The organism is Polynucleobacter necessarius (assembly GCF_900095215.1).
GTDB classification, from domain to species: domain Bacteria; phylum Pseudomonadota; class Gammaproteobacteria; order Burkholderiales; family Burkholderiaceae; genus Polynucleobacter; species Polynucleobacter necessarius_H.
Window position 1 is genome coordinate 1,463,423 of sequence record NZ_LT606949.1, and the last position, 22,570, is coordinate 1,485,992.

General features: G+C 46.8%; 15 protein-coding genes, 1 other RNA gene and 6 pseudogenes. 12 read left to right on the forward strand and 10 right to left on the reverse strand.

The annotated features are described in order from the left end of the window. Nucleotides 1-6: 6 nt before the first annotated feature. Nucleotides 7-2,526: an LPS-assembly protein LptD gene (locus tag DXE35_RS07905; RefSeq protein ID WP_114690142.1), complete on the reverse strand. Its 2,520-nt coding sequence runs from the start codon at nucleotides 2,524-2,526 to the stop codon at nucleotides 7-9. A gap of 32 nt (nucleotides 2,527-2,558) precedes the next feature. Here DXE35_RS07905 and DXE35_RS07910 point away from each other — a divergent pair. The 10 genes and pseudogenes from DXE35_RS07910 (at nucleotide 2,559) to ruvB (ending at nucleotide 12,166) form a co-directional block, all read left to right on the forward strand. Beyond that, nucleotides 2,559-3,576 (forward strand): annotated as a pseudogene (locus DXE35_RS07910) (aminoglycoside phosphotransferase family protein). 32 nt (nucleotides 3,577-3,608) lie between these two features. Next, nucleotides 3,609-4,292 carry an N-acetylmuramate alpha-1-phosphate uridylyltransferase MurU gene (gene murU, locus DXE35_RS07915; protein ID WP_269459907.1) on the forward strand — a complete coding sequence of 228 codons (684 nt, stop codon included), beginning with the start codon at nucleotides 3,609-3,611 and terminating at the stop codon, nucleotides 4,290-4,292. After that, the gene (locus DXE35_RS07920; protein WP_114690144.1) at nucleotides 4,285-5,652 is read left to right on the forward strand and encodes an aminopeptidase P N-terminal domain-containing protein; all 1,368 of its coding nucleotides are present in this window, start codon (nucleotides 4,285-4,287) and stop codon (nucleotides 5,650-5,652) included. The genes murU and DXE35_RS07920 overlap by 8 nt, the downstream gene beginning before the upstream one ends. 17 nt (nucleotides 5,653-5,669) lie before the next feature. After that, a complete protein-coding gene (locus tag DXE35_RS07925; protein ID WP_114690145.1) occupies nucleotides 5,670-6,827 on the forward strand; it encodes an FAD-dependent monooxygenase in 1,158 nt (385 codons plus the stop codon). A gap of 128 nt (nucleotides 6,828-6,955) precedes the next feature. Continuing rightward, nucleotides 6,956-7,972 (forward strand): annotated as a pseudogene (dusB, locus tag DXE35_RS07930) (tRNA dihydrouridine synthase DusB). A 59-nt stretch (nucleotides 7,973-8,031) separates the two neighbouring features. Continuing rightward, complete coding sequence (locus DXE35_RS07935) at nucleotides 8,032-8,271, forward strand: helix-turn-helix domain-containing protein (protein ID WP_114690146.1); 240 nt, start codon at nucleotides 8,032-8,034, stop codon at nucleotides 8,269-8,271. Nucleotides 8,272-8,317: 46 nt separating this feature from the next. Beyond that, nucleotides 8,318-9,898, forward strand: coding sequence for a bifunctional phosphoribosylaminoimidazolecarboxamide formyltransferase/IMP cyclohydrolase (gene purH, locus DXE35_RS07940; RefSeq protein ID WP_114690147.1), 1,581 nt, complete (start codon nucleotides 8,318-8,320; stop codon nucleotides 9,896-9,898). 31 nt (nucleotides 9,899-9,929) lie between these two features. Continuing rightward, nucleotides 9,930-10,448 (forward strand): crossover junction endodeoxyribonuclease RuvC, encoded by a 519-nt coding sequence (gene ruvC / locus DXE35_RS07945; RefSeq protein ID WP_114690148.1) that lies wholly within the window; start codon nucleotides 9,930-9,932, stop codon nucleotides 10,446-10,448. Between the two features lie 47 nt (nucleotides 10,449-10,495). Continuing rightward, the gene (gene ruvA, locus DXE35_RS07950) at nucleotides 10,496-11,077 is read left to right on the forward strand and encodes a Holliday junction branch migration protein RuvA (protein ID WP_114690149.1); all 582 of its coding nucleotides are present in this window, start codon (nucleotides 10,496-10,498) and stop codon (nucleotides 11,075-11,077) included. 18 nt (nucleotides 11,078-11,095) lie between these two features. Next, nucleotides 11,096-12,166, forward strand: a complete 1,071-nt coding sequence (gene ruvB / locus DXE35_RS07955) for a Holliday junction branch migration DNA helicase RuvB (protein WP_114690150.1) — start codon at nucleotides 11,096-11,098, stop codon at nucleotides 12,164-12,166. On the opposite strand, the gene tyrS is transcribed toward ruvB, so the two are convergent. Continuing rightward, nucleotides 12,163-13,395, reverse strand: a complete 1,233-nt coding sequence (gene tyrS / locus DXE35_RS07960; RefSeq protein ID WP_114690151.1) for a tyrosine--tRNA ligase — start codon at nucleotides 13,393-13,395, stop codon at nucleotides 12,163-12,165. The two genes, ruvB and tyrS, sit on opposite strands and share 4 nt — an antisense overlap. 76 nt (nucleotides 13,396-13,471) lie before the next feature. Here tyrS and DXE35_RS07965 point away from each other — a divergent pair. Then, nucleotides 13,472-14,597: pseudogene (locus DXE35_RS07965) on the forward strand (anhydro-N-acetylmuramic acid kinase). On the opposite strand, the gene erpA reads toward DXE35_RS07965, so the two are convergent. The 4 genes from erpA to rplM form a co-directional block, all read right to left on the reverse strand. Further along, nucleotides 14,598-14,972: an iron-sulfur cluster insertion protein ErpA gene (gene erpA / locus DXE35_RS07970; RefSeq protein ID WP_114690152.1), complete on the reverse strand. Its 375-nt coding sequence runs from the start codon at nucleotides 14,970-14,972 to the stop codon at nucleotides 14,598-14,600. A gap of 80 nt (nucleotides 14,973-15,052) precedes the next feature. Then, nucleotides 15,053-16,111 (reverse strand): N-acetyl-gamma-glutamyl-phosphate reductase, encoded by a 1,059-nt coding sequence (gene argC, locus DXE35_RS07975; protein ID WP_114690421.1) that lies wholly within the window; start codon nucleotides 16,109-16,111, stop codon nucleotides 15,053-15,055. A 120-nt stretch (nucleotides 16,112-16,231) separates the two neighbouring features. Further along, nucleotides 16,232-16,633, reverse strand: a complete 402-nt coding sequence (gene rpsI, locus DXE35_RS07980) for a 30S ribosomal protein S9 (protein WP_114690153.1) — start codon at nucleotides 16,631-16,633, stop codon at nucleotides 16,232-16,234. 9 nt (nucleotides 16,634-16,642) lie between these two features. After that, on the reverse strand, nucleotides 16,643-17,071 hold the full coding sequence (gene rplM, locus DXE35_RS07985; protein WP_114690154.1) for a 50S ribosomal protein L13: 429 nt from the start codon (nucleotides 17,069-17,071) through the stop codon (nucleotides 16,643-16,645). Nucleotides 17,072-17,491: 420 nt separating this feature from the next. Here rplM and DXE35_RS07990 point away from each other — a divergent pair. Next, nucleotides 17,492-17,914 (forward strand): annotated as a pseudogene (locus DXE35_RS07990) (OsmC family protein). Here DXE35_RS07990 and rnpB read toward each other — a convergent pair. From rnpB to DXE35_RS08010, 4 genes and pseudogenes are all read right to left on the reverse strand, one after another. Beyond that, an RNA gene (gene rnpB, locus DXE35_RS07995) (RNase P RNA component class A) lies at nucleotides 17,915-18,222 on the reverse strand. Nucleotides 18,223-18,289: 67 nt separating this feature from the next. Next, nucleotides 18,290-19,348 (reverse strand): dihydroorotase, encoded by a 1,059-nt coding sequence (gene pyrC / locus DXE35_RS08000; protein ID WP_114690155.1) that lies wholly within the window; start codon nucleotides 19,346-19,348, stop codon nucleotides 18,290-18,292. A 1-nt stretch (nucleotide 19,349) separates the two neighbouring features. Beyond that, nucleotides 19,350-20,697, reverse strand: a pseudogene (locus DXE35_RS08005) (glycerate kinase type-2 family protein). 9 nt (nucleotides 20,698-20,706) lie between these two features. Continuing rightward, nucleotides 20,707-22,533, reverse strand: a pseudogene (locus tag DXE35_RS08010) (ABCB family ABC transporter ATP-binding protein/permease). Nucleotides 22,534-22,570: the final 37 nt, after the last annotated feature.

Below are 22,570 nucleotides of genomic sequence, written 5' to 3' on the forward strand. Positions count from 1 at the left end.
AAAGCATTATTGATAGTTCTCGTATATTGAAGGTGGTATAGGCTTGGAAGTAGGCATATATCCAGGAACATTTAGCTTCATGATATCAACTGGATTGCTTCCAGCGCTACCAAAGCCCCTAAATTCGACCTGGAAGAGTACCTGGGTGGTGGTTATTTGGGAAGTATGCAAGACTTGAGAATAGGCGCCGCGAAAAGTCCAGCAATCTCTGCTCCACTCCAAAGCAACCAGCGCATTCAGAGTCTTGGCAGTTAAGGCGTCGTATCCCCAGCGACCCAAAACAGAAATTTCCCGAGTAATAGGCCATTGACCTGAAATATTGTATTGATCCATAGTAGTTGCCGCTGGAACAAAGGTTTGATTATTTTGAATAGATGCCTGAACTGGAGGTGACCAAACATTGCGGTATCCGAAATGCAAACTTCTGCCCTGAGTTGGGCGCCAACTACCACCAACCGTAGTCCGAACAAAGCGATTCAATTGTGTGTTGTATTGACCAAAGACGTCAGCGCTAAAGTTGCCAAGCAATCGCACAGAACCAGAGACTAAGGCATCAGAATAAGTTGTTGGATTCAGAATGTTGCCATTTAATCCAACCTTCTGACCAGTGAACTGCTGCTTCTGAGCAAGTGTTACGTTAGCGCGCTCAGCTCCAGTATTCGCCTCGATCATGCGACTTGTGATGCCAAGAGTGACCGCATTGTTATCCGCTATACGGTCATTACCGATAAAAGTATTTTCACTAAAGATTTGGGCAACACCAAAGCCCGCATCCGCTGTATCGAACAATGGTGTCTGCGCTTGACTTTGATACGGTGTGTAAACATAGAAAGCGCGAGACTCCATAGTCAACAACATATCTCGACCAAAAAAACCTTTTAACTCAGTAGCGTCTCTTTCAAATGCCAATCCAAAATCCAAGCTAAAGGTTGGGATAGTAAATCCTTGTGCAACTGGAGCCCCGGCCGCTACAAATGGAGTGGCGTTGTACATATTTGACTGAAAACTCAACTTTGGAGTGAGGTAATAACCTGGAGTCACTTTCGGCAGAGCTAGAGCCCCTTTGACCACCGTTCTATCGGCTTGACTGTATACGCCTGGAGCAGTAGCAGCCACATTACCTGCAATGTTATGTGCGAATCGAGTGTAATCGGCGGAAAAAGTAGTGGCAGCACCCGTCGGTAGAGTGAGATACTTTCCACTGGTGCCAGCTACGGCTGGTGTAAGTCTATTGTTATATACAGCAGTGATATTTGGTAATATGTTATAAGGGGTCGGAACTGGGGTTTGGTCTGGTTGCAACGTTTGGAAAGTAAGCACTCTTGCTGAAACAACCCAATTACTCAAACTGCCCGTTAAGCCCTTGGTAGTGCCAACCTCTTGACGAAATTGATTTGTCACAGCGCCAGCAATACTTTGGGAGAAATCGGTCGAATAAAAGTTATCCGATACTCGCGAGATATTAGCGTAACCAGACCAAGCACCCGGGAGCGGTATTCCACCAGGCCCAACACCGCCGCTAAATACCTGTCGTTGCTGCCAGTCATAACGCCAACGATCAGTTCCCGTTTTATTGTCATGCGCTAAATAATCGCCAGCTAAAGTGCCGCTGTATTTGGTATCCAGGAAGCGATAGTTTGCCCCTATCTGCAAGCCACGTTCACTCATGTAACGGGGAAGTATCAACAAATCTCTGTTGGGCGCAATATTGACGTAGTACGGCTGAGTTACGTCAAAACCATTATTAGAGTTGTATCCAGCAACCGGAGCCAAGATGCCAGAGCGCCGCTGATTAGAAGTGGGGGCAATAAAGTAAGGAACGTAAGCAATAGGTACATCAAAGAAACGCATCACGCCATGCGTACCAACCATTTCTTTTTGTTCATTATCAATTTCTAAGGTGCTGACCGAGAAATACCAGTCCATGTTTTGCGGAGTGCAGGTGGTGTACGTTGCTTTATCAAAAACAAAAATATCAGAGTTTTCAACAGTGAGTTTTTTTGCCGTGCCATTGCCACGGCTATCGCGCAGTTCATAGGTAGGCGTTTCCATTTCACCTTCACGAGCATCCACTTTAAATTTAGCAGTTGGGCCTTTAAAAGTGGTGTTGCCTTTGCTTAATTCTGCATTACCTACTAGGTCAGCGATATCGGTATCAGGATCATAAATAATTTCGTCCGCTTTAATGACTCCACCATTGCGGCGCATTTGCGCGCGACCTTTAAGCCTCATCTTGCGATCAACCACACCATCAATCGAATCGCTTGATGTAAAGGTCAGAGCCTTACCATCATCCAAAGGCAATCCCGTACGCAATTGATCGTCCAACTGCAAAACGGTGACATTGCCACGATCGGGCAATAAAACGGTATTAGCAGCAGCCTGCGCATTTTGAGGTAAAGGAGCGGGTGCTTGAGCGCGTCCGCAAATGGCAAATTGAAGCAATGCCACCCCCGTCATTACGCGCAGGGTTACATACAAAAAAAGAGGGGCGCGAAGGCCGGCGCGAAGGCGATAATGACTCATAGATCCAGACCGCCTTATTATACGAGTCGACCATGACTGACTCACGCTTAAACACCCTCCGTAACTGGCTAAAAGCCCTAGAAGCTAACTGACAATTAGATCTCGACTCTTTGGTGCCCGCTTCGGCTGATGCCAGCTTTCGGCGCTATTTCCGAATTACGTCTAAAAACCCCGATTTTGGGACCTTGATAGTAATGGATGCCCCACCCCAACATGAGCCTTTAGATGCCTTCATCAAGGTCGATTTCTTGCTCGAGGAGGCGAGTTTAAATGTGCCAAAAATTCTCGAACAAAATGTTGCTGAAGGCTTTTTGTTGTTAAAAGATTTGGGAACTAACACTTACTTAGCTGAACTCAATAATGAAACAGCTGATTCTCTCTACAAAGATGCGACACATGCGCTCGTTCTCATGCAGTTGGCAAGCAAACCAGATGTCTTGCCAAATTACGATGCGGCTCTTTTGCAACGAGCGCTAGATTTATTTCCAGAGTGGTATTTAAAGAAACATCTCAATATTGAACTGAGCGGACAACAAGCAGAGCAATTAAAAAGAATCGTTTGAACTGATTATTGAGAATAATTTAGCTCAAGCAAAGGTCTATGTTCATCGTGATTACCACTCTCGTAATTTGATGGTGACAGAGAAGAATCATCCTGGAATAATTGACTTTCAGGATGCGGTTTATGGACCCATTACTTATGATGCTGCTTCACTGTGGCGTGACGCCTATATTGCATGGCCAGAAGAGCGAGTGATTGACTGGGTCATTAAATTCTGGGAAGAAGGTCGTAAAGCGGAACTTCCAATGCCAAATGATTTTGGCCAGTTCTATCGCAATTTTGAATGGATGGGTTTACAGCGCCACCTCAAGGTTCTTGGCATCTTCGCAAGCCTATTTCATCGCGATGGCAAAGATGGCTATCTAAAAGACATACCGCTAGTGCTTGAATACGCCATCGCCTGCGCAAATCGTTATATCGAATTAAAACCATTGGCCCGCATTCTTGAATCCACCGGGATCAATAAAAGAATAATCCGCGACACATGATGAATCAGAGCGATCTCATTCCTTGTTTTTGACTGGCAGCTGGCAGAGGTGAGCGCATGCGTCCTCTTACCGATTCCTTACCAAAACCACTTTTAACAATCCAACATAAATCCCTGCTGCAGTGGCACTTCGATGCCTTGGCTAAGGCAGGCATTCAAAATGTAGTCATAAACCACGCTTGGTTTGGCGAAAAAATTGAATCGACTTTGGGTGATGGGCGGCAATTTTGTCTCCGTATTCAATATTCCCCCGAGGGACAGGCCCTAGAAACAGCAGGTCGAATTTGCAAGGCATTACCCATCATCGCCCCTGCAGACTATTTCCTCGTTATCAACGGTGATGTATTTAGCCCGAACTTGCCAATTGCCCAGCTTTTGGAAATGATCACCAAAATGCGAACGGATGCCAGCAAGCCCTTGGCGCACTTATTGATGGCCCCAAATCCCGTTCAACATCCCGAGGGTGATTTTTACTTACAAGACTCCATAGTTAGTAGCGCGGGGGCTATAGGCGCTGAAAAGCTGACTTTTTCTGGCATTGGGATTTATCAAAAGGATCTATTCAAGGGCCTTGAAATGGGGGCGCTTTCCAAGCTCGCGCCTTTATTAAGAACCGAAATGGAGCAAAATAAAGTGTCTGGTGAAAAATATATCGGTCCATGGCACGATGTAGGCACACCACAACGCTTACAAGAGCTCAATGCAGCCTATGAATAAAACGGATATTTATCAGCTTCGCAGAAATCAATTAGCAAAACAAATTTTCGCCAAGACTGGCGGAGGCATTGCTGTTGTATCTACCGCGCCCGAATTAGCACGCAACCGCGATAGTGAATTTCCTTATCGCCATGACAGTGACTTTTACTACCTAACAGGCTTTGAAGAACCAGGCGCGACGCTCGTAATGAAGGTGATAGGCAAAGGAAAAAATCTCCAATTGCAATCTCACCTATTTTGTAGACCCAAAGATCCAGAGAGGGAAATCTGGGATGGAATTCGTCTAGGTCCTGAGGTAGCCCCAGCGACTTTAGGCATTGAGTATGCTCACAGCAACCACGGGCTAGATCAAAAACTAGGCGAGCTATTAGCTGATCAAGATGCCGTTTATGTCCGCCTAGCGGAAAGCGCGGAAGCCGATAGGCGCTTACGTCATTGGATGCAACAAGTACGAGGCCAAGCGCGCTCTGGAGTAAACCCACCCTCAGAGTTTCATGATGTTGAAGCACTTATTCATGAAATGCGTCTATTTAAAGATGCGCACGAGACCGACATCATGCGCCGCGCCGCCGCCATCTCTGCGCGCGCACATGTACGAGCGATGCAAATTTGTAAACCTGGCATGCGCGAGTATCAACTTGAAGCGGAGTTACTGCATGAGTTCCGCAATAGTGGCGCGCAAAGCGTGGCATACAACAGCATTGTTGCTGGGGGCGCGAATTCCTGCATTCTTCACTATCGTGCAGGCTCAACCGAATTACGTAGTGGTGACCTTTGCCTCATTGATGCTGGCTGCGAATTAGATGGATATGCATCTGACATGACTCGAACCTTTCCAATAAGCGGAAAATTTACCGGCCCACAACGCGCTCTATACGACATCACATTAGCCGCGCAAGAAGCTGCGATTGCTATGACAAAGCCTGGTAATACTTTTATGCAACCACATGAGGCCGCGCTGAAAGTGCTTACCCAAGGCTTGCTAGACGAAAAACTACTCAAGCTCTCAGAATTGGGTTCACCGAATAACGCGCTTGAAACCGGCGCTTATCGTCGTTTCTATATGCATCGCACCTCACATTGGTTGGGCATGGATGTGCATGACGTGGGCTCTTACCGTGAAGCTGGGAACGCCCCCTCTGGCGAAGATAAGCCTTGGCGTATTTTGAAGAGCGGCATGGTGATTACAGTTGAACCCGGTCTCTACGTCAGACCTGCGCCTGATGTAGATGAAGCCTTCTGGAATATTGGTATTCGCATTGAGGATGATGCCGTCATTAATGATTCTGGATGTGAGTTAATTTCCCGTGGCGCACCTGTCAAAGCGGATGAAATTGAAGCACTCATGAAAAATATCTAAATTGATTGATATAAAAAATGAGTTCATCTAGTTGCGATATTTTGATTCAAGGTGGCGGTCCGGTTGGGTTTGCTTGTACTGCCTGGATCTTGCAGAAATTTCCTGATGCAAAACTAACATTGCTTGATCGCAACCCAATCAATGATGACGATTTAGCGAATACTGATAGTCGGGGAATTGCTCTTTCGCACGGCAGCAAACTATTGCTAGATACAATCAACGCATGGCCAAAAGAATGCGCCCACATTCATCGCGTACATGTTTCACAGGCTGGACGCTTTGGTCGGGCGTTAATGACGCGTGAAGAACTAAATCAAGATGCACTAGGGCACATCATTCGCTATCGCGATATTCATATCACGCTTCGCCAAGCCATACGGGTCATACAGGCGAAAAGTCCCCACTTTACTTGGAAGCATATTCACAAGGACGCCGAAGAGACCGCAATTCAGGCCAAATGTATTGTGCATGCTGAAGGTGGTTTATTTAAAAAACAAGATTGGGTTGAATCTGGGCGTGACTACGGCCAATCAGCTCTCGTAGGATTAATTGAAGTTGAAAACGCGTCGTCCCATCAAGCTTGGGAGCGCTTCACCGCCGAGGGCCCTCTGGCAGTTCTGCCAAGTCATTACGGCCAAAATATTTTGAACCTGGTTTGGTGCGGCTCACCAGAATCTTCACAACAACGTTTACAACTTAGTGATGAAGATTTTTTATCAGAGCTACAAAAAGAATTTGGCTCGCGTATTGGGCGCTTCTTAAAAATTCAAGATCGTCGTTTATACGAACTGGGTTTGAACTATCGCAAAGAAATCACCAAAGACAATGAAGTTTGGATTGGTAATGCCGCTCAAACCCTGCACCCAGTAGCGGGTCAAGGTTTGAACTTAGGATTACGAGACGCCTTTTTGTTAGCTGGAAAATTAGTTGGCGTATTTTCTGGGTCGGCAGAAGATCAATCGTCAGTCAATTTACAAAATGCGCTCCATGAATATACCCAAAGTCGCAAAGCCGATAGAACAACCACCATTGTTCTCACAGATTTCATGGCCAGAGTATTTACCTCAAATCTGGCTCCGGTAGTATTCGCTCGTGGGCTGGCTTTGAGCGCTCTTCAATGGCTTCCACCAGTCAAAACAGCCTTAGCTCACCAAATGATGTTTGGTAGGCGCTAAAGGGCTCAAATCACCCTCCAAAGATAAACATTCTCCGTTTGATCTATAGCAAGCAATCTGCCTAAAAAATAGGCATACTTGAGGTCAACTGTGCTAAAGTGTCATGCTTTCCGCCCCAGTCCTGTCAGATGAATATCGGTCCTCACCTCCTCGCAAATAAGTTATTTGTGGCCCCTATGGCTTGGGTAACGGACCGCCCATTTAGGCAGCTTTGCGAAAAATTGGGCGCTGGTTACGCAGTTTCTGAAATAGTGGCGTCAAACGTCCTGCTTTAGAAAAGCGAGAAAACACAACGCCGCGCCAATCATCTTGGCGAATTCAAACCGCTTGCCGTCCAAATTGCGTGATCTGATCCGGCGATGATGGCGGCGGCCGCAAAAAGCAATGTTGACCATGACGCGCAAATTATTGATATCAATATGGGCTGTCCAGCCAAGAAGGTTTGCAATGTTGCAGCGGGATCGGCTTTGCTACGCGATGAGCCTTTGGTACAGCAAATTTTAGAAGCAGTGGTAAGCGCAGCTGGCATTGGACCAGATGCAGTGCCGGTGACTTTAAAGATTGGCACAGGCTGGGATCGCGAACATAAAAACGCAATCGAGATCGCGCGTCTCGCAGAAAAGTCTGGCATCTCCATGTTAACAGTGCATGGTCGTGCGAGAGCCGATCTATATCACGGCGAAGCAGAATACGACACTATTACTGCAGTCAAAAACAATGTAAGCATTCCGGTGGTTGCAAATGGCGATATCAATAGCCCAGAGAAAGCGGAGCAAGTCTTAAAGATCACCGGGGCCGATGCCATCATGATTGGACGCGCCGCCCAAGGTCGTCCATGGATTTTTCGCGAAATCAATCACTACCTCGAAACAGGCGGTAAGCTTTCCACCCCTGAAATCAATGAGATCCAGGCCGTTATGAATGCCCATCTCTTGGAACACTACGAGTTTTATGGCGAGCATATTGGTCTTCGTACCGCTCGTAAACACATTGGCTGGTATTGCAAAGGTTTACGTGATTCCCATGCCTTCCGTCAGCGCATGAATACCGCCGACGATTGCAAGACCCAATTACAAATGGTCAATGACTATTTTGACCAGATGAAATCGCATTCTGACCGTTTATTATTTTTAGAAGCAGCTTAGACCTGAATTAATTTAGTTTTCTTATTTTTATTTTTTTGTTTTTGTATTGATAGATTGTTATGACTAATAAGCACCCGATTACCGAATGCATTGAAACCCAATTACAGGACTACCTGAATGACCTTAAAGGAACGGCGCCAACTGATATTTATCAAATGGTATTGGCCGTTGTTGAAAAACCGATGTTGGAATTAGTAATGCAACATGCCAAACAAAATCAATCCTTGGCTGCCCAATATCTTGGCATTAATCGCAACACCTTACATAAAAAGCTAGTTGAACATCAGCTACTCAAGTAAATCCTTATAACAAAACCATTTCTTTTAATTAAATCCTCCGAAAATTATGATCCGTACAGCCCTCCTCTCCGTCTCAGATAAAAATGGCATCGTACCTTTTGCCAAATCCCTACATGAGCAAGGTATTAAACTGATTTCTACCGGCGGGACCGCAAAACTCTTGGCCGCAAATAATCTACCAGTGGTTGAAGTCTCTTCCTTAACCAAGTTTCCAGAGATGCTGGATGGTCGTGTAAAAACCCTCCACCCCATGGTATACGGCGGTCTATTGGCTCGTAGAGATTTTCCAGAGCATATGGCAGCCTTGAATGAGCATGGTATCGACATGATCGACATGCTCGTCATCAATCTCTATCCATTCAATGAGACCGTTGCCAAGGAAAGCTGTTCATTTCAAGAGGCGGTAGAAAATATTGATATTGGTGGCCCAGCCATGTTGCGCGCTGCCGCAAAGAATCATCAAGATGTCACTGTGTTGATTTCACCAGAAGATTACGCTCCAGTGTTGGCCGAAATGAAGACCAACAAGAATGTGGTTTCTTATAAGACCAATTTGGCTTTAGCTAAAAAAGTGTTTGCGCATACCGCTCAATATGACGGTGCGATTGCAAACTATCTCTCAGCATTGGGTGATGACTTAGATCATAAGGCGCGCACTGCTTATCCAGAGACTCTGCACCTTGCCGTTGAGAAAGTGCAAGAGATGCGTTATGGTGAAAACCCACACCAATCTGCTGCGTTCTACAAAGACATCTACCCAGTTGATGGCGCACTAGCAAATTACAAACAGCTACAAGGTAAAGAGCTCTCCTATAACAATATTGCCGATGCTGACTCTGCTTGGGAATGCGTCAAGAGCTTTACTGGCAATGCTGATGGCGCTGCAGCTTGCGTCATCATTAAGCATGCCAACCCTTGCGGTGTAGCGGTTGGTGCTACGGCGCTTGAAGCCTATCAAAAGGCATTTAAAACCGATCCTAGCTCTGCCTTTGGCGGCATCATTGCCTTTAACGTTCCCTGTGATGGCGCTGCTGCAGAAGCAATCTCCAAACAATTCGTAGAAGTATTAATTGCCCCTAGCTTTAGCGATGAAGCTAAAGCGATTTTTGCCGCAAAGCAAAATGTTCGCCTCCTAGAGATCCCATTGGGTGCTGCATTTAATACTTTTGATTTCAAACGTGTTGGCGGTGGCTTGCTTGTGCAATCTCCGGACGCTAAAAACGTACTCGAAAATGAAATGCGCGTTGTGAGCAAGCACCTGCCTACCCCAAGCGAAATGCATGACATGATGTTTGCGTGGCGTGTCGCTAAGTTTGTTAAATCGAATGCGATTGTGTATTGCGCTAATGGCATGACACTCGGCATCGGCGCAGGCCAAATGAGCCGTGTAGACTCAGCTCGTATGGCAAGTATTAAGGCGGAAAATGCTGGCTTAAGCCTCAAGGGCTCAGCGGTAGCCAGCGATGCTTTCTTCCCATTCCGCGATGGCTTGGATGTGGTTGTGAATGGTGGTGCTAGCTGTGCGATTCAGCCAGGCGGCAGTATGCGTGATGACGAAATCATTGCGGCAGCGAATGAGCATGGGATTGCCATGATCTTTACTGGCACACGTCACTTCCGCCACTAAGCAATAAATCATCCTAAAGTCTGCAACTCAAATGCGCTGGATTGGAATCGACCCAGGTTTACGGACAACCGGTTTTGGCGTCATCGATGTCGATGGCCAAAAGCTGACCTACGTAGCCTCTGGGACGATTGAGAGTGGTGATCCAACCAAAGGCTTGCCCGAGCGTTTAGGCGCTTTGTATGCTGGCCTGAAAGAAGTTCTAGAGACATATAAACCAGAGTCCGCCGCGATCGAAGAAGTCTTTTTAAACATCAATCCTCGCTCAACCCTCATGCTTGGTCAGGCAAAGGGTGCCGTCATTGCTGCCCTGGTCTCCGAAAAACTCCCGGTAGCCGAGTACAGCGCTCTGCGAGTAAAGCAAGCGATTGTGGGCACTGGCCGTGCGGCTAAGCCGCAAGTACAGGAGATGGTTAAGCGTTTACTTAGATTAAATCGCGCTCCAGGGACGGATGCTTCTGATGCATTAGGCGTTGCCATCTGTGCAGCCCATCATGCGCAAATGCCAAAAGCAATTACAACTGCCTTAGCCCCCAAGAAGCGCAGCAAATAAAGAATAAGCAAAAAATATCTAAAGATATTACAGGTTAAGATCTCTACATGATTGGTCGCATTCAAGGCACTCTCGTTTCAGTTCACCCTCCTCGCCTCTTGGTGGACTGCCAAGGCATTGGTTATGAGGTCGATGTACCAATGAGCACTTTGTATCAGCTGCCTCAAGCTGGCCAAAAAATTACCCTACTGACCCATTTCCAAGTGCGTGAAGATGCGCAACAACTCTTTGGCTTTGCCACCGAAACTGAGCGTGAGGCATTTAGGCAACTCATCAAGATTAGCGGTGTTGGCTCCCGTACAGCACTAGCCGTGCTTTCTGGCATGAGTGTGAATGAACTTGCCCAAGCTATTGCACTCCAAGAAGCCGGTCGATTAACTCAAGTACCTGGTATCGGCAAGAAAACCGCCGAACGTCTTTGCTTGGAACTCAAAGGTAAGCTAGCCCCTGATCTTGGTATTGCTGGCGGCAAGTCTCAAGCGATTGAAGCGAGTAGTGAGGTGTTACAAGCACTCTTGGCTCTAGGCTACTCAGAAAAAGAAGCGCTCCTTGCGTTAAAGCAGATTCCGTCGGATACGAGCGTTTCAGATGGTATTCGCATTGGCTTAAAGTACCTTGCAAAGCTATAAAACCACTACACTTGCAGCATGGCAATTCACACAGACGACCTAAGCTCTATTCCTGAAGATTTACCGGAAGGAAATGACCGCATTGTGAGCGGATCAGCAGGCAATGCTGAAGCCGTCTTTGAAAGAGCGCTGCGCCCAAAACAACTCGATGAGTATGTTGGTCAAACTAAAGCACGCGCCCAATTAGAAATTTTTATCAGCGCAACCAGAACTCGCCAAGAAGCCTTAGACCACGTTCTCTTGTTTGGGCCTCCTGGTCTTGGTAAAACCACCTTAGCCCACATCATTGCCAGAGAGCTTGGCGTGAATTTGCGCCAAACCAGCGGCCCAGTCCTGGACAGGCCAGGTGATCTTGCTGCCTTGCTCACCAATTTAGAAGAAAACGATGTTCTCTTTATTGATGAGATTCATCGCTTATCTCCAGTTGTAGAAGAAATTCTCTATCCTGCGCTTGAAGATTACGGCTTAGACATCATGATTGGTGAAGGCCCTGCCGCTCGCAGCGTGAAGATTGATCTCAAGCCCTTCACGCTCATTGGCGCAACTACTCGAGCCGGAATGCTCACCAACCCATTGCGCGATCGCTTTGGCATTGTGGCAAGACTCGAGTTCTACACCACCGAAGAGCTCACCAAAATTATTGATCGCTCCGCAAGCCTGCTAAAAGCTAACATTGATCCAGAGGGCTCAGTAGAAATTGCGAAGCGTGCTCGTGGCACTCCGCGCATTGCCAACCGTCTACTCCGTCGTGTTCGTGACTATGCAGAAGTCAAAGGCACTGGCACGATTACTAAAGCTATGGCGGATGCTGCGCTGAAGATGCTGGATGTGGATCCAAATGGTTTTGATGTCATGGACAGAAAATTGCTGGAAGCGATCCTGCATAAGTTTGATGGCGGCCCTGTGGGTATTGATAACTTAGCAGCAGCCATTGGTGAAGAACGGGACACAATTGAAGATGTTCTTGAGCCCTACCTCATTCAGCAAGGCTATCTGCAAAGAACATCACGTGGCCGAGTAGCCACTCGCCAAGCTTATGAACACTTTGGTTTAACACCGCCCAGCGGCAATGCTAGCTTAGATATTTAAGCTAGCGTCACTTTTGCAAACTTGCGTTTGCTAATCTGCACCACGTAAGTACCCGCCGCAACTTTTAACTGTTTATCAGTAATCGTTGCGCCATCAATCTTCACACCATTTTGCTCAATGTTGCGATTGGCTTCTGATGTTGATCGAGCTAAGCCAGCGGCCTTCAACAGATTGGCGATTTGCATTGGCGCTCCAGAAAGATTGATTTCTGGAATGTCATCTGGCACACCACCTTTAGCACGGTGATTAAAGTCTTCTAATGCCTTTTCTGCAGCAGCCTGTGAATGAAAGCGCGCAACAATTTCTTGTGCGAGCAGTACTTTGCAATCTTTAGGGTTTCTGCCGGCAGCCACTTCTTGCTTCATCAAATCAATTTCAGCCATAGGGCGGAATGACAACAATATAAAGTAATCCCACATTAATTCATCGGAGATACTCAAGAGCTTGCCGAACATCTCACCAGCAGGCTCACTGATGCCAATGTAATTACCTTTGGACTTACTCATCTTGTCCACGCCATCCAAGCCAACCAGCAGCGGCATAGTCAAAATACATTGTGGCTCTTGGCCATACTCACGTTGAAGCTCCCGCCCAACTAAGAGATTAAATTTCTGATCAGTGCCACCGAGCTCTAAGTCACTCTTCAAAGCAACAGAGTCGTAACCCTGCATCAATGGGTACAAGAACTCATGTACAGAGATGGGTACACCACTACGGTAGCGCTTTGTGAAGTCATCGCGCTCTAACATTTGTGCAACGGTATATCGCGCTGCCAATTGAATCATGCCGCGCGCGCCTAATGGATCGCACCACTCACTGTTGTAGCGCACTTCTGTTCTAGCAGGATCAAGCACCATGCTTGCTTGACGATAGTAAGTCTCGGCATTGACAGCGATCTCTTCGGCCGTCAAAGGTGGGCGAGTTGCGTTGCGACCCGATGGATCACCAATCATGCTGGTGAAATCACCGATCAAGAAAATAACGGTATGGCCTAAATATTGTAACTGACGCAACTTATTTAAAACAACCGTGTGGCCCAAATGAATGTCAGGCGCAGTTGGATCCAGCCCCAGCTTGATTCTGAGCGGGGTCTTGGTAACCTGGCTGCGAGCCAACTTCTGAACCCAGTCCGCTTCAACCAATAACTCATCGCAGCCACGTTTGGTAACTGCGAGCGCCGCAAAGACTTCAGGGGTCAAAGGATATTTTTGTTCTGGTTTAGCTGTCATGCTGATTCGGATTGCTGATTCAGGTAAATGAGTAGTTAAATTGCTACAGCATAATTGTCGCATTCCTGAGAGCGCTATGAACAAACTCCATTCCCTCTACATCGGCCTGATGTCTGGCACCAGCCTAGACGGGATAGATGCTGTTCTAGCCAAGATTGAACCCAAGGGGGAAGCAAGCGCCCTAGATTCTGTGAGTACCCCATTTAGCCCCGATTGACGTAAAGCGCTATTTGAGCTTCAAAGTCCTGGCGCCAACGAGGTCCATCGAGAAAAACAGGCTGGGAATGCCCTAGCCCTGGCTTATGCGGATGCTGTTGAACTGCTTCTAAAAAAAGGTTAATCTGCGAGCTTCAGATATTGCCGCGATTGGCGCGCACGGCCAAACCATTCGTCATCAACCTCATTTAGGCGATATGGCCTATACGCATCAAACACTCAATCCTGCCTTATTGGCAGAAAAAACGGACATCGATGTCATTGCGGATTTCAGAAGTCGAGACATGGCTGCTGGTGGACATGGCGCGCCTTTAGTGCCCGCATTTCATGCACAACAATTTGTAGAAGATCAAAACTTAGCCATGCTCAATATTGGTGGCATCGCCAATCTCACCTTACTTCCTCAGAGTGGCGAAGTGAGCAGTTTTGATTGTGGTCCTGGAAACATGCTGATGGATGCGTGGATACAGGAACATCAAGGCAATGCATTTGATGAGAATGGTAACTGGGCATTACAAGGAAAGGTTAATGAAGCATTACTCACAAAAATGTTGGCCGACCCTTTCTTTGCAAAAACTCCGCCCAAGAGCACCGGCAGAGATGACTTTCATCTGAATTGGTTGCAAGAAAAAATGGGGGATGAAAATCATCTTTGCGAAGATGTACAAGCAACCTTGCTACATCTGACAGCACACTCAGCTCTTGAATCCTGGGCGCATCATGCCCAAAAAACCCAGAAGCTGATTGTCTGTGGTGGTGCCAGAAATAATGCGCTCATGAATTTACTCAAAATAAAAGCGCAGCATTTGTTCAAACACCCATTAGAAATTACAACCAGCGACTCTACTGGCATTGATCCGCAGCTAGTTGAATGGCTGGCCTTTGCATGACTTGCATGGGCTCACAAAGAAAAACGGCCAGCAAATTTGCCAGCCGTTACAGTAGCGAGGGGTCCTAGAATTTTAGGCGCTTGCTATCCAGCTTAGTTAAGCAGAGAAAGAGGACCCGCAACCACAAGTAGTTTTCGCATTCGGATTCTTAATCACAAACTGCGATCCATTAATGTCTTCTTTGTAATCAATCTCAGCACCAACTAAATATTGGAAGCTCATTGAATCTACTAACAAAGTAACGCCATGCTTTTCAAAGAGCGTGTCGTCTTCATTTACAGCATCATCAAATGTGAAGCCATACTGAAAGCCAGAGCAGCCACCGCCTTGTACGAATACGCGCAACTTCAACTCTGGATTGCCTTCTTCCGCAATCAAGTCAGCCACTTTTGCAGCAGCGGCATCCGTGAACACCAATGGGGTTGGTGGCTCAGCCAAGTCTTCTGCGGGTTTTGTCGCTAATTCGGTCATGATGTACTCCTAATTCAAAAGGCAATGTCTTATTGTAGGCTTTAAATGCCCAGCTTGCTGAAGGGTTATTCCCTTGCAAATTAAGGAGATACAGCAATCTGCGTCAAGCCTGTAGTTTCTGGCAAGCCAAACATCAGGTTCATACACTGCACACCCTGGCCCGAGGCACCCTTCACCAAATTGTCCTCAACCACCAAAATCACTAAAGTGTCACCACCGCCTGGGCGATGAATCGCAATCCGAATGCCATTACTGCCGCGCACGGAACGGGTTTCCGGATGACTGCCAGCTGGCATCACATCGACAAACGGCTCGTCTTTATAAAATTGCTCGTACAGATTTTGGTAATCAACCTCTTTACCGGCATCAGTCAACCGCACGTAGAGCGTTGAATGAATCCCTCTAATCATTGGCGTCAAATGCGGCACAAATGTCAAACCAATCTGATCATGGCCCGCAATGGCTTTTAAGCCCTGCTCAATCTCAGGAAGATGACGATGGCCTTTAACGCTATAGGCTTTAAAGTTATCAGCAGCTTCGGATAACAGCGTACCGATCTCTGCTTTACGTCCAGCACCAGAAGTGCCTGACTTTGAATCAGCGATGATGTGTGTGCCATCGATCAAATGCTTGCCGCCAGTTGATGTAGGCGACAGCAATGGTGCAAGACCAAGCTGGACAGATGTTGGATAGCAACCAGCCAAACCCACTACACGCGCTTTCTTAATGGCATCGCGGTTAATTTCTGGCAAACCATAAACGGCTTCAGCCAAAATATCTGGGCAACCATGCTCCATGCCGCACCACTTGGCAAACTCTTTGGTGTCTTTTAAACGAAAGTCAGCCGCAAGATCCAAGACCTTTACATTATTAGCAAGCAACTCTTTTGCTTGCGCCATAGCAACACCATGCGGAGTTGCAAAGAATACCGCATCACATTCGTTGAGCTTTGCTTCATCAGGCGTCGTAAATTTCAGCTCAACACGGCCACGCAAAGATGGGAACATCTCAGCCACTGGCATGCCAGCTTCTGTGCGAGAAGTAATTGCAGTGAGTTTTACCTCGGGATGCTGCGCTAATAAACGCAACAGCTCCACCCCGGTATAACCTGTGCCGCCAACGATGCCTACCTTAATCATGTCTTTCTCCAAAATACCGACCATGAGAAGTTTCTCTCAAAACCTCTGAATACCCCAATTGTAGAAACAAAAAGGGCCGCTTGCGCGACCCTTTCGATAAAACTTGAGCGACTGAAAGAATTAGCGCTTGCTGAACTGCTTACGACGACGCGCGCCGTGCAGACCAGCTTTTTTACGCTCAACTTCACGAGCGTCGCGAGTTACCAAGCCTGCTTTAGACAGAGTTGGCTTCAAAGCGTTGTCGTAGTCGATCAATGCACGAGTAACACCATGACGAACCGCACCAGATTGGCCAGTTTCACCGCCACCAGAAACGTTTACTTTGATATCAAAGGTCGTTAAGTGAGCTGTGAGAGCCAAAGGCTGACGAGCGATCATGCGTGATGTTTCACGAGCAAAATAAGCATCGATAGGCTTGCCATTAACAATAATGTCGCCTTTGCCAGATTTAATGAATACGCGCGCAACAGAACTCTTGCGGCGACCAGTACCGTAATTCCAATTTCCGTAATTAATAGCCATTTGGTTTCCTTAAATCTCTAACGCTTTTGGCTGTTGAGCCGTATGCGGATGATTGGCGTCGCCGTAGACTTTTAATTTCTTGATCATGGCATAGCCTAGCGGGCCTTTGGGCAACATACCTTTCACAGCCTTCTCCAATGCGCGACCTGGGAAACGGTCGTGCATCTTGTCGAAGTTAGTCGAGCGAATACCACCTGGGTATCCGCTGTGACGGTAATAAATCTTGTTCAAGCCTTTTGTGCCAGTGACACGGAGCTTAGAAGAATTGATGACAACAATAAAGTCGCCAGTATCAACGTGTGGGGTGTATTCAGGCTTGTGCTTGCCGCGTAGACGGAGTGCCACTTCACTGGCGACACGACCGAGGACTTTGTCCGTAGCGTCAATCACGAACCATTCATGCACTACCTCATGGGATTTTGCAGAAAAAGTTTTCATGATTTCTCAAATTGTTATGGTCAAAAAAATTACCCCAACCAAATTACGTCCACCTTGGCCCTGCTTATGTATGCAAGCTCGCAGATTCTGCAATTCAACTGGTACAACAAATTACTGCTGACCGGCTCGGTAATTCAGTAAAGCCTTGAATTGTAACCCAAAAAAACCCAGGAACGAGTCCTGGGTTGGAATCCACCCATGTTTGGGTGGAGGAGACACCGGGAGGTAAGTCACAGTCTTATACAAGACTGACTACCAATATGGTTATTGTATCCATATGTATGGTGCGATGCAAGAATATTGACCAAAATCAATTTTTTGCTGTTTTTTTAGTTGTTTTTGCTAGCAAACGAAACACTGTAAATATTGGTAAACTATTGATAATATTGATTAATTTAAGAGAAGTTAGGGGTCACTACTATGGAATGTCGAGTATCTTGGTTGAGTAATGGCGGCATGGCTTTTTCAGCCGAAACCGGCAGTGGTCACCTCGTAAATATGGATGGCGCCCCTGAAGCGGGCGGCAGAAACCTAGGCCAAAGGCCAATGGAGCTACTTTTAGCCAGTGCAGGCGGTTGCTCTGCATTTGATGTGGTTTTAATGCTACAAAGGTCTCGATAGGCCATTAGCGGCTGTGAAGTCGCCCTCCAGGCTGCACGGGCTACAGAAGACCCCAAAGTCTTCACCAAGATCAATTTGCACTTTACGGTCAAAGGAAAAGACCTAGACCAGGCGAAAGTGGACCGCGCCGTAAAGTTCTCGCATGAGAAATATTGCTCCGCCACTACTATGTTGGCCAAAACGGCTGAACTCACTTACAGCGTGGAAATTATTTCAGAATAAGTGCAGAGTCAATCGATAAGCCGGATTCTGTCGCCTAGCTTTGCATCTAGGGGCAATCATTCCTCTAGGCCGGCAGTTACCTGACGGCTCAAGCTCCCTACCCGCAGACTCAGCGGGACGCCTCATCGCCTGCTTACTTGGGATTGCTCCAGGTGGAGGTTACCGCGTTTCACCGTAACTAAATGCGCTCGTCTCTGTGGCCCTATTCCTCACGTCGCCGTGGATGGCCGTTAGCCATCACCCTTCCCTATGGAGTCCGGACTTTCCTCCCCCTCAATAAAAGAGGCAGCGATTGCCCAATTGACTCTGCGCCTGCAGTCTAACGCAGTCAGGAAAATTTGGCCAAGAAAGGAATAAAGTTCAGGCATTCTGTTTTTACATGAGTGTCCAAGCAATCGTTTCGCCAGCACGCAGCGGAACAATCGTGGCATCACCCAATGGCAATTCAGCAGGAATATTTTGGGCTTGCTTTGCCAATGTAATTGTTTTGCTATTGCGCGGTAATGAGTAAAAATCAGGGCCAAAGAAACTCGCAAAGCCTTCTAACTTATCCAACTTTCCAACGCTTTCAAATGCTTCAGCATATAAACCAAATGCGTTAAATGCACTGTAGCACCCTGCGCAACCACAAGCAGCCTCTTTAGCGCCCTTAGCATGTGGTGCACTATCGGTCCCCAAGAAGAAACGAGGACTACCGCTAGTGGCAACTTCCATTAGAGCAACCCGGTGCTCTTCACGCTTGAGTACTGGCAAACAATAATTGTGTGGACGAATGCCACCAGCAAAAATCGCATTGCGGTTCATAAGTAAATGTTGCGGCGTAATTGTGGCGGCAATAGTGTTTTTTTCAGCGGTCGAAGCATCACGCACATAGTGAGCAGCTTGCTTAGTGGTGATGTGTTCAAACACAATCTTTAGCTCAGGAAATTTTTTGCGCAAAGGCTGTAATACAGTATCGATAAAGACTGCCTCACGATCAAAGATATCAATATCAGAACTGGTTACTTCACCATGCACCAATAAGGGCACACCAAGCTCTTGCATTACCTCGAGAGCTGCATGGCAATGCTTTAGATCGCTCACACCTGCATCGCTGTTTGTTGTTGCGCCTGCAGGGTATAGCTTAAAAGCAGAAATTCCTGCAGTCTTAGCATTACGCACTTCATCAGTAGAGGTATTGTCTGTGAGATACAGGGTCATCAATGGAGTAAAACTACTTCTCCCCAAGGACTTTAAATTGGCTTGAATGCGTGATTGATAAGCGTTAGCCAATTCCACAGTGGTCACTGGTGGCTTTAAGTTTGGCATGATGATGGCACGCGCAAATTGCCGTGCAGTATCAGCCAATACATCTTTCATCACCTCGCCATCGCGAATATGTAAATGCCAATCATCTGGCTGAATCAATTGAATTTGAGTGAGGCTATTAGACATATTATTTTTCTAGCAAGATGATGCGAAAGTCATTCACATTCGTAAGTGTAGGGCCATTTTCCACCAAAGCGCCTAATTCCGCAAAGAAGCCATAACAATCATGCGCTGATAAGAATTTTTCTGGCGATAGACCTGCAGTTTTGGCAGATTGATAGGCGGCGCCATCAAACCAGACTCCGGCATTCTTCTCTGCCATCAATACCATCCGTATCGGCTGCTAAGGCTGCGATATTGGGTAAATCAGAAGTTGCAGCAAACAGAGAGAGTAGGTATTCGCTAGAACGGCCCCCACGCCCTTTAATTCCAGATGGAATAGTGACGGTACATTCTCCACCGGATATTAGGGCAAGCGGTTTTATTCCTTTAGCTACATGGTCATGCACTAAAGCAGCCTGCTCAACGCCAATCTCTTGCGCCTCACCAGTCATCGTATCCCCCAGAATGATTGGTTCATATCCCTGAGCATGAGCATACTCAGCGGCAGCTTCTAGGCTTTTATAAGCGGTTGCAATCACATGATTCGCTACTTGAGCATTCACTAAATCAGCATCTTTTAGCGTTTCGGGCTTTTCACCCACTAAACCTTGTTTGAGATGATTGATTACAGCTGTCGGAATAACAGACTCATTCAGATCATACTTTTGCAAAATATTAAGAGCATCTAAGTAGGTTGAATAATCAGCTGCGCACGGACCACTGGCGATATCCGCAGGAGAATCTCCCGTCACATCGGAAATTAATAAAGCCTCTACTATTGCGCCACGAGCAATTGTCACTCTCGCCAAATTACCACCCAAGATTGCGGATAAATGCTTACGTACTACATTCATTTCCTCAATTGGGGCACCACTACGCAAGAGGGCCTCTGTAGTCTTGCGCATGTCATCAATCGAGATTCCTTCTTGCAGCAAAGTCAACAAACTAGAGCCTCCGCCAGATACCAAGGCAATCAACACATCGCCCTGTTCGAGCTGATTGGTTAACGCATAAATCTCTTTTGCCCCATTCATACCCGCCTGATCTGGTACTGGGTGTCCAGCCTCAACGATTTTGATATGAGATGTTGGCGAGTTATGTCCATAGCGCGTCAGTACAACGCCTTCTAATTTCACTTGCGGCCAATTCGTTTTTGCATAGGCTTCTAAAGCGCTTGCCATAGAAGCGCTGGCGTTGCCAGCACCAACTACCAGGCACCTACCTTGAGGCTCTTCCCCTTTGGGAAATATCGGTGCCAAATATTGCGGAACAATCACTTGTGGATCAGCAACCGATACGGCTGCGGCAAAGGCGTTTTTTAAAATAGCTTCTTTGCTAATTGAATCAGAAAGTGAAGTGGCGTCTTGAGTCATTAAGCTATTCTAATCAAGAGTGGCGCGTTCCTGCATTTGCCACCTCTCCGCATACTTGCCCTTCTCCGCTAGCAACTCTTCATGCGTTCCTCGCTCCAAAATCTGCCCATGATCCATCACCAGAATTTGATCAGCATGAATAATTGTGGAAAGTCGGTGCGCAATGATGAGGGTCGTACGGTTTTTGGCTAGGCCAAGCAATTCTTCCTGAAAAGCGCGCTCTGTTTTAGAGTCCAGAGCTGAAGTAGCTTCATCGACAATCAGCATAGCGAGCTTTTTGCGGAGGGTGCTAGCAATTGTCACGCGTTGCTTTTCACCGCCAGATAACTTTAGACCCCGTTCGCCCACTTGAGTGTCATAACCCTCTGGCAAGCGCTTGATAAAGCCGTCGATTTGCGCCGGCTCTAGCAGCTTCCTGGACTTCTTCTATTGTTGCGGAAGGATCGCCATAAGCGATGTTATATCCAATCGTATCATTGAATAAAACCGTATCTTGTGGAACGATGCCAATCACTGTGCGCAAGCTAGCTTGAGTGACATTTTTAATATTTTGTCCATCAATCAGAATTTCTCCTGACTGAACATCATAAAAACGAAACAACAGTCTCGCCAAAGTACTTTTACCCGCTCCACTTTGCCCAACTACAGCAGTACTTTTCCCGACGGGAATGTTGAAACTAACATCACGCAAAATTTCACGCTTAGAGCGTCATAGTGAAAAGAAACATACTCAAACCGCACATCGGGGCCATTGCCACGATGATGAATCTGTAGGGATTTTGCGCCCAGAAAATCCGCAATCTCTTTATCGATATTGAGTAAAGAGAACATCCGATCCATATCCGTCAAAGGCTGCGTAATCTCTTGATAAATCACTCCAAGACAATTAAGCGGCATATAGAGCTGAATCATTAAGGTATTGACCAAAACTAGGTCACCCAAAGTCATGGTGCCATTGACAACGCCTACGGTAGCACGACAGAGAATGAGCATTAAGCCAACCGCAATCATGATCTGCTGTCCCAGATTCAGAAAAGCCAAAGTCTTTTGCGACTTCACCGCTGCCGCTTGATAGCGCAACAGATTCTCGTCATAACGACTCGATTCAAAAGCTTCGTTACCAAAATACTTGACTGTCTCAAAGTTCAAGAAAGAATCAATCGCTGTTTGATTGGCCTTTGAGTCAATATCGTTCATGGTGCGACGGTAATGTGTACGCCATTCCGTCACCACAATCGTGAAAGCAATATAAAGAATCAACGCGACTAAAGTGATTGCAGCAAACCAAATGTCGTAGGAGTAGGCGAAATAACCCAGCACCAAACAAAACTCAATAAGCGTTGGCGGAATGCTGTAGACCGAATAAGAAATGAGCGATTGAATACCGCGTGTGCCACGCTCAATATCTCGACTCACATCGCCAGTCTGGCGAGCCAAATGAAAACTGAAGGCCAATGAATGCAAATACTCAAAAACTTGAAGCGTCACTTTTCGAACGGCGTTTTGGGTGACTTTGGCGAACAGGGCTTCACGTAGCTCAGTAAATAGAGGTGCGGAAATTCTAAATAAGCCATAAGCGACAATAATGCCTAGAGGCACAACCAGAAGCGTCTAGGATGAGTTTGCCTTAATGCCTAAGGAGTCGATCCACTCCTTCATCACAATCGGAATGCCCAAATTGGCAACCTTGGCGGCCACTAAGCAGCTAAGGGCAATGATGACCCGATAACGATACTCAAAAAGATAAGGAAGGAGGTCGCGGATAACGCGCCAGTCACCTCGTTGAGGCGTTTTTGAATCTGCGCTACCGTGATGATGTCCCGATGAATGTCTCATCGCTCTACCTTATTCCTAATTGATCATTTAATTCAGC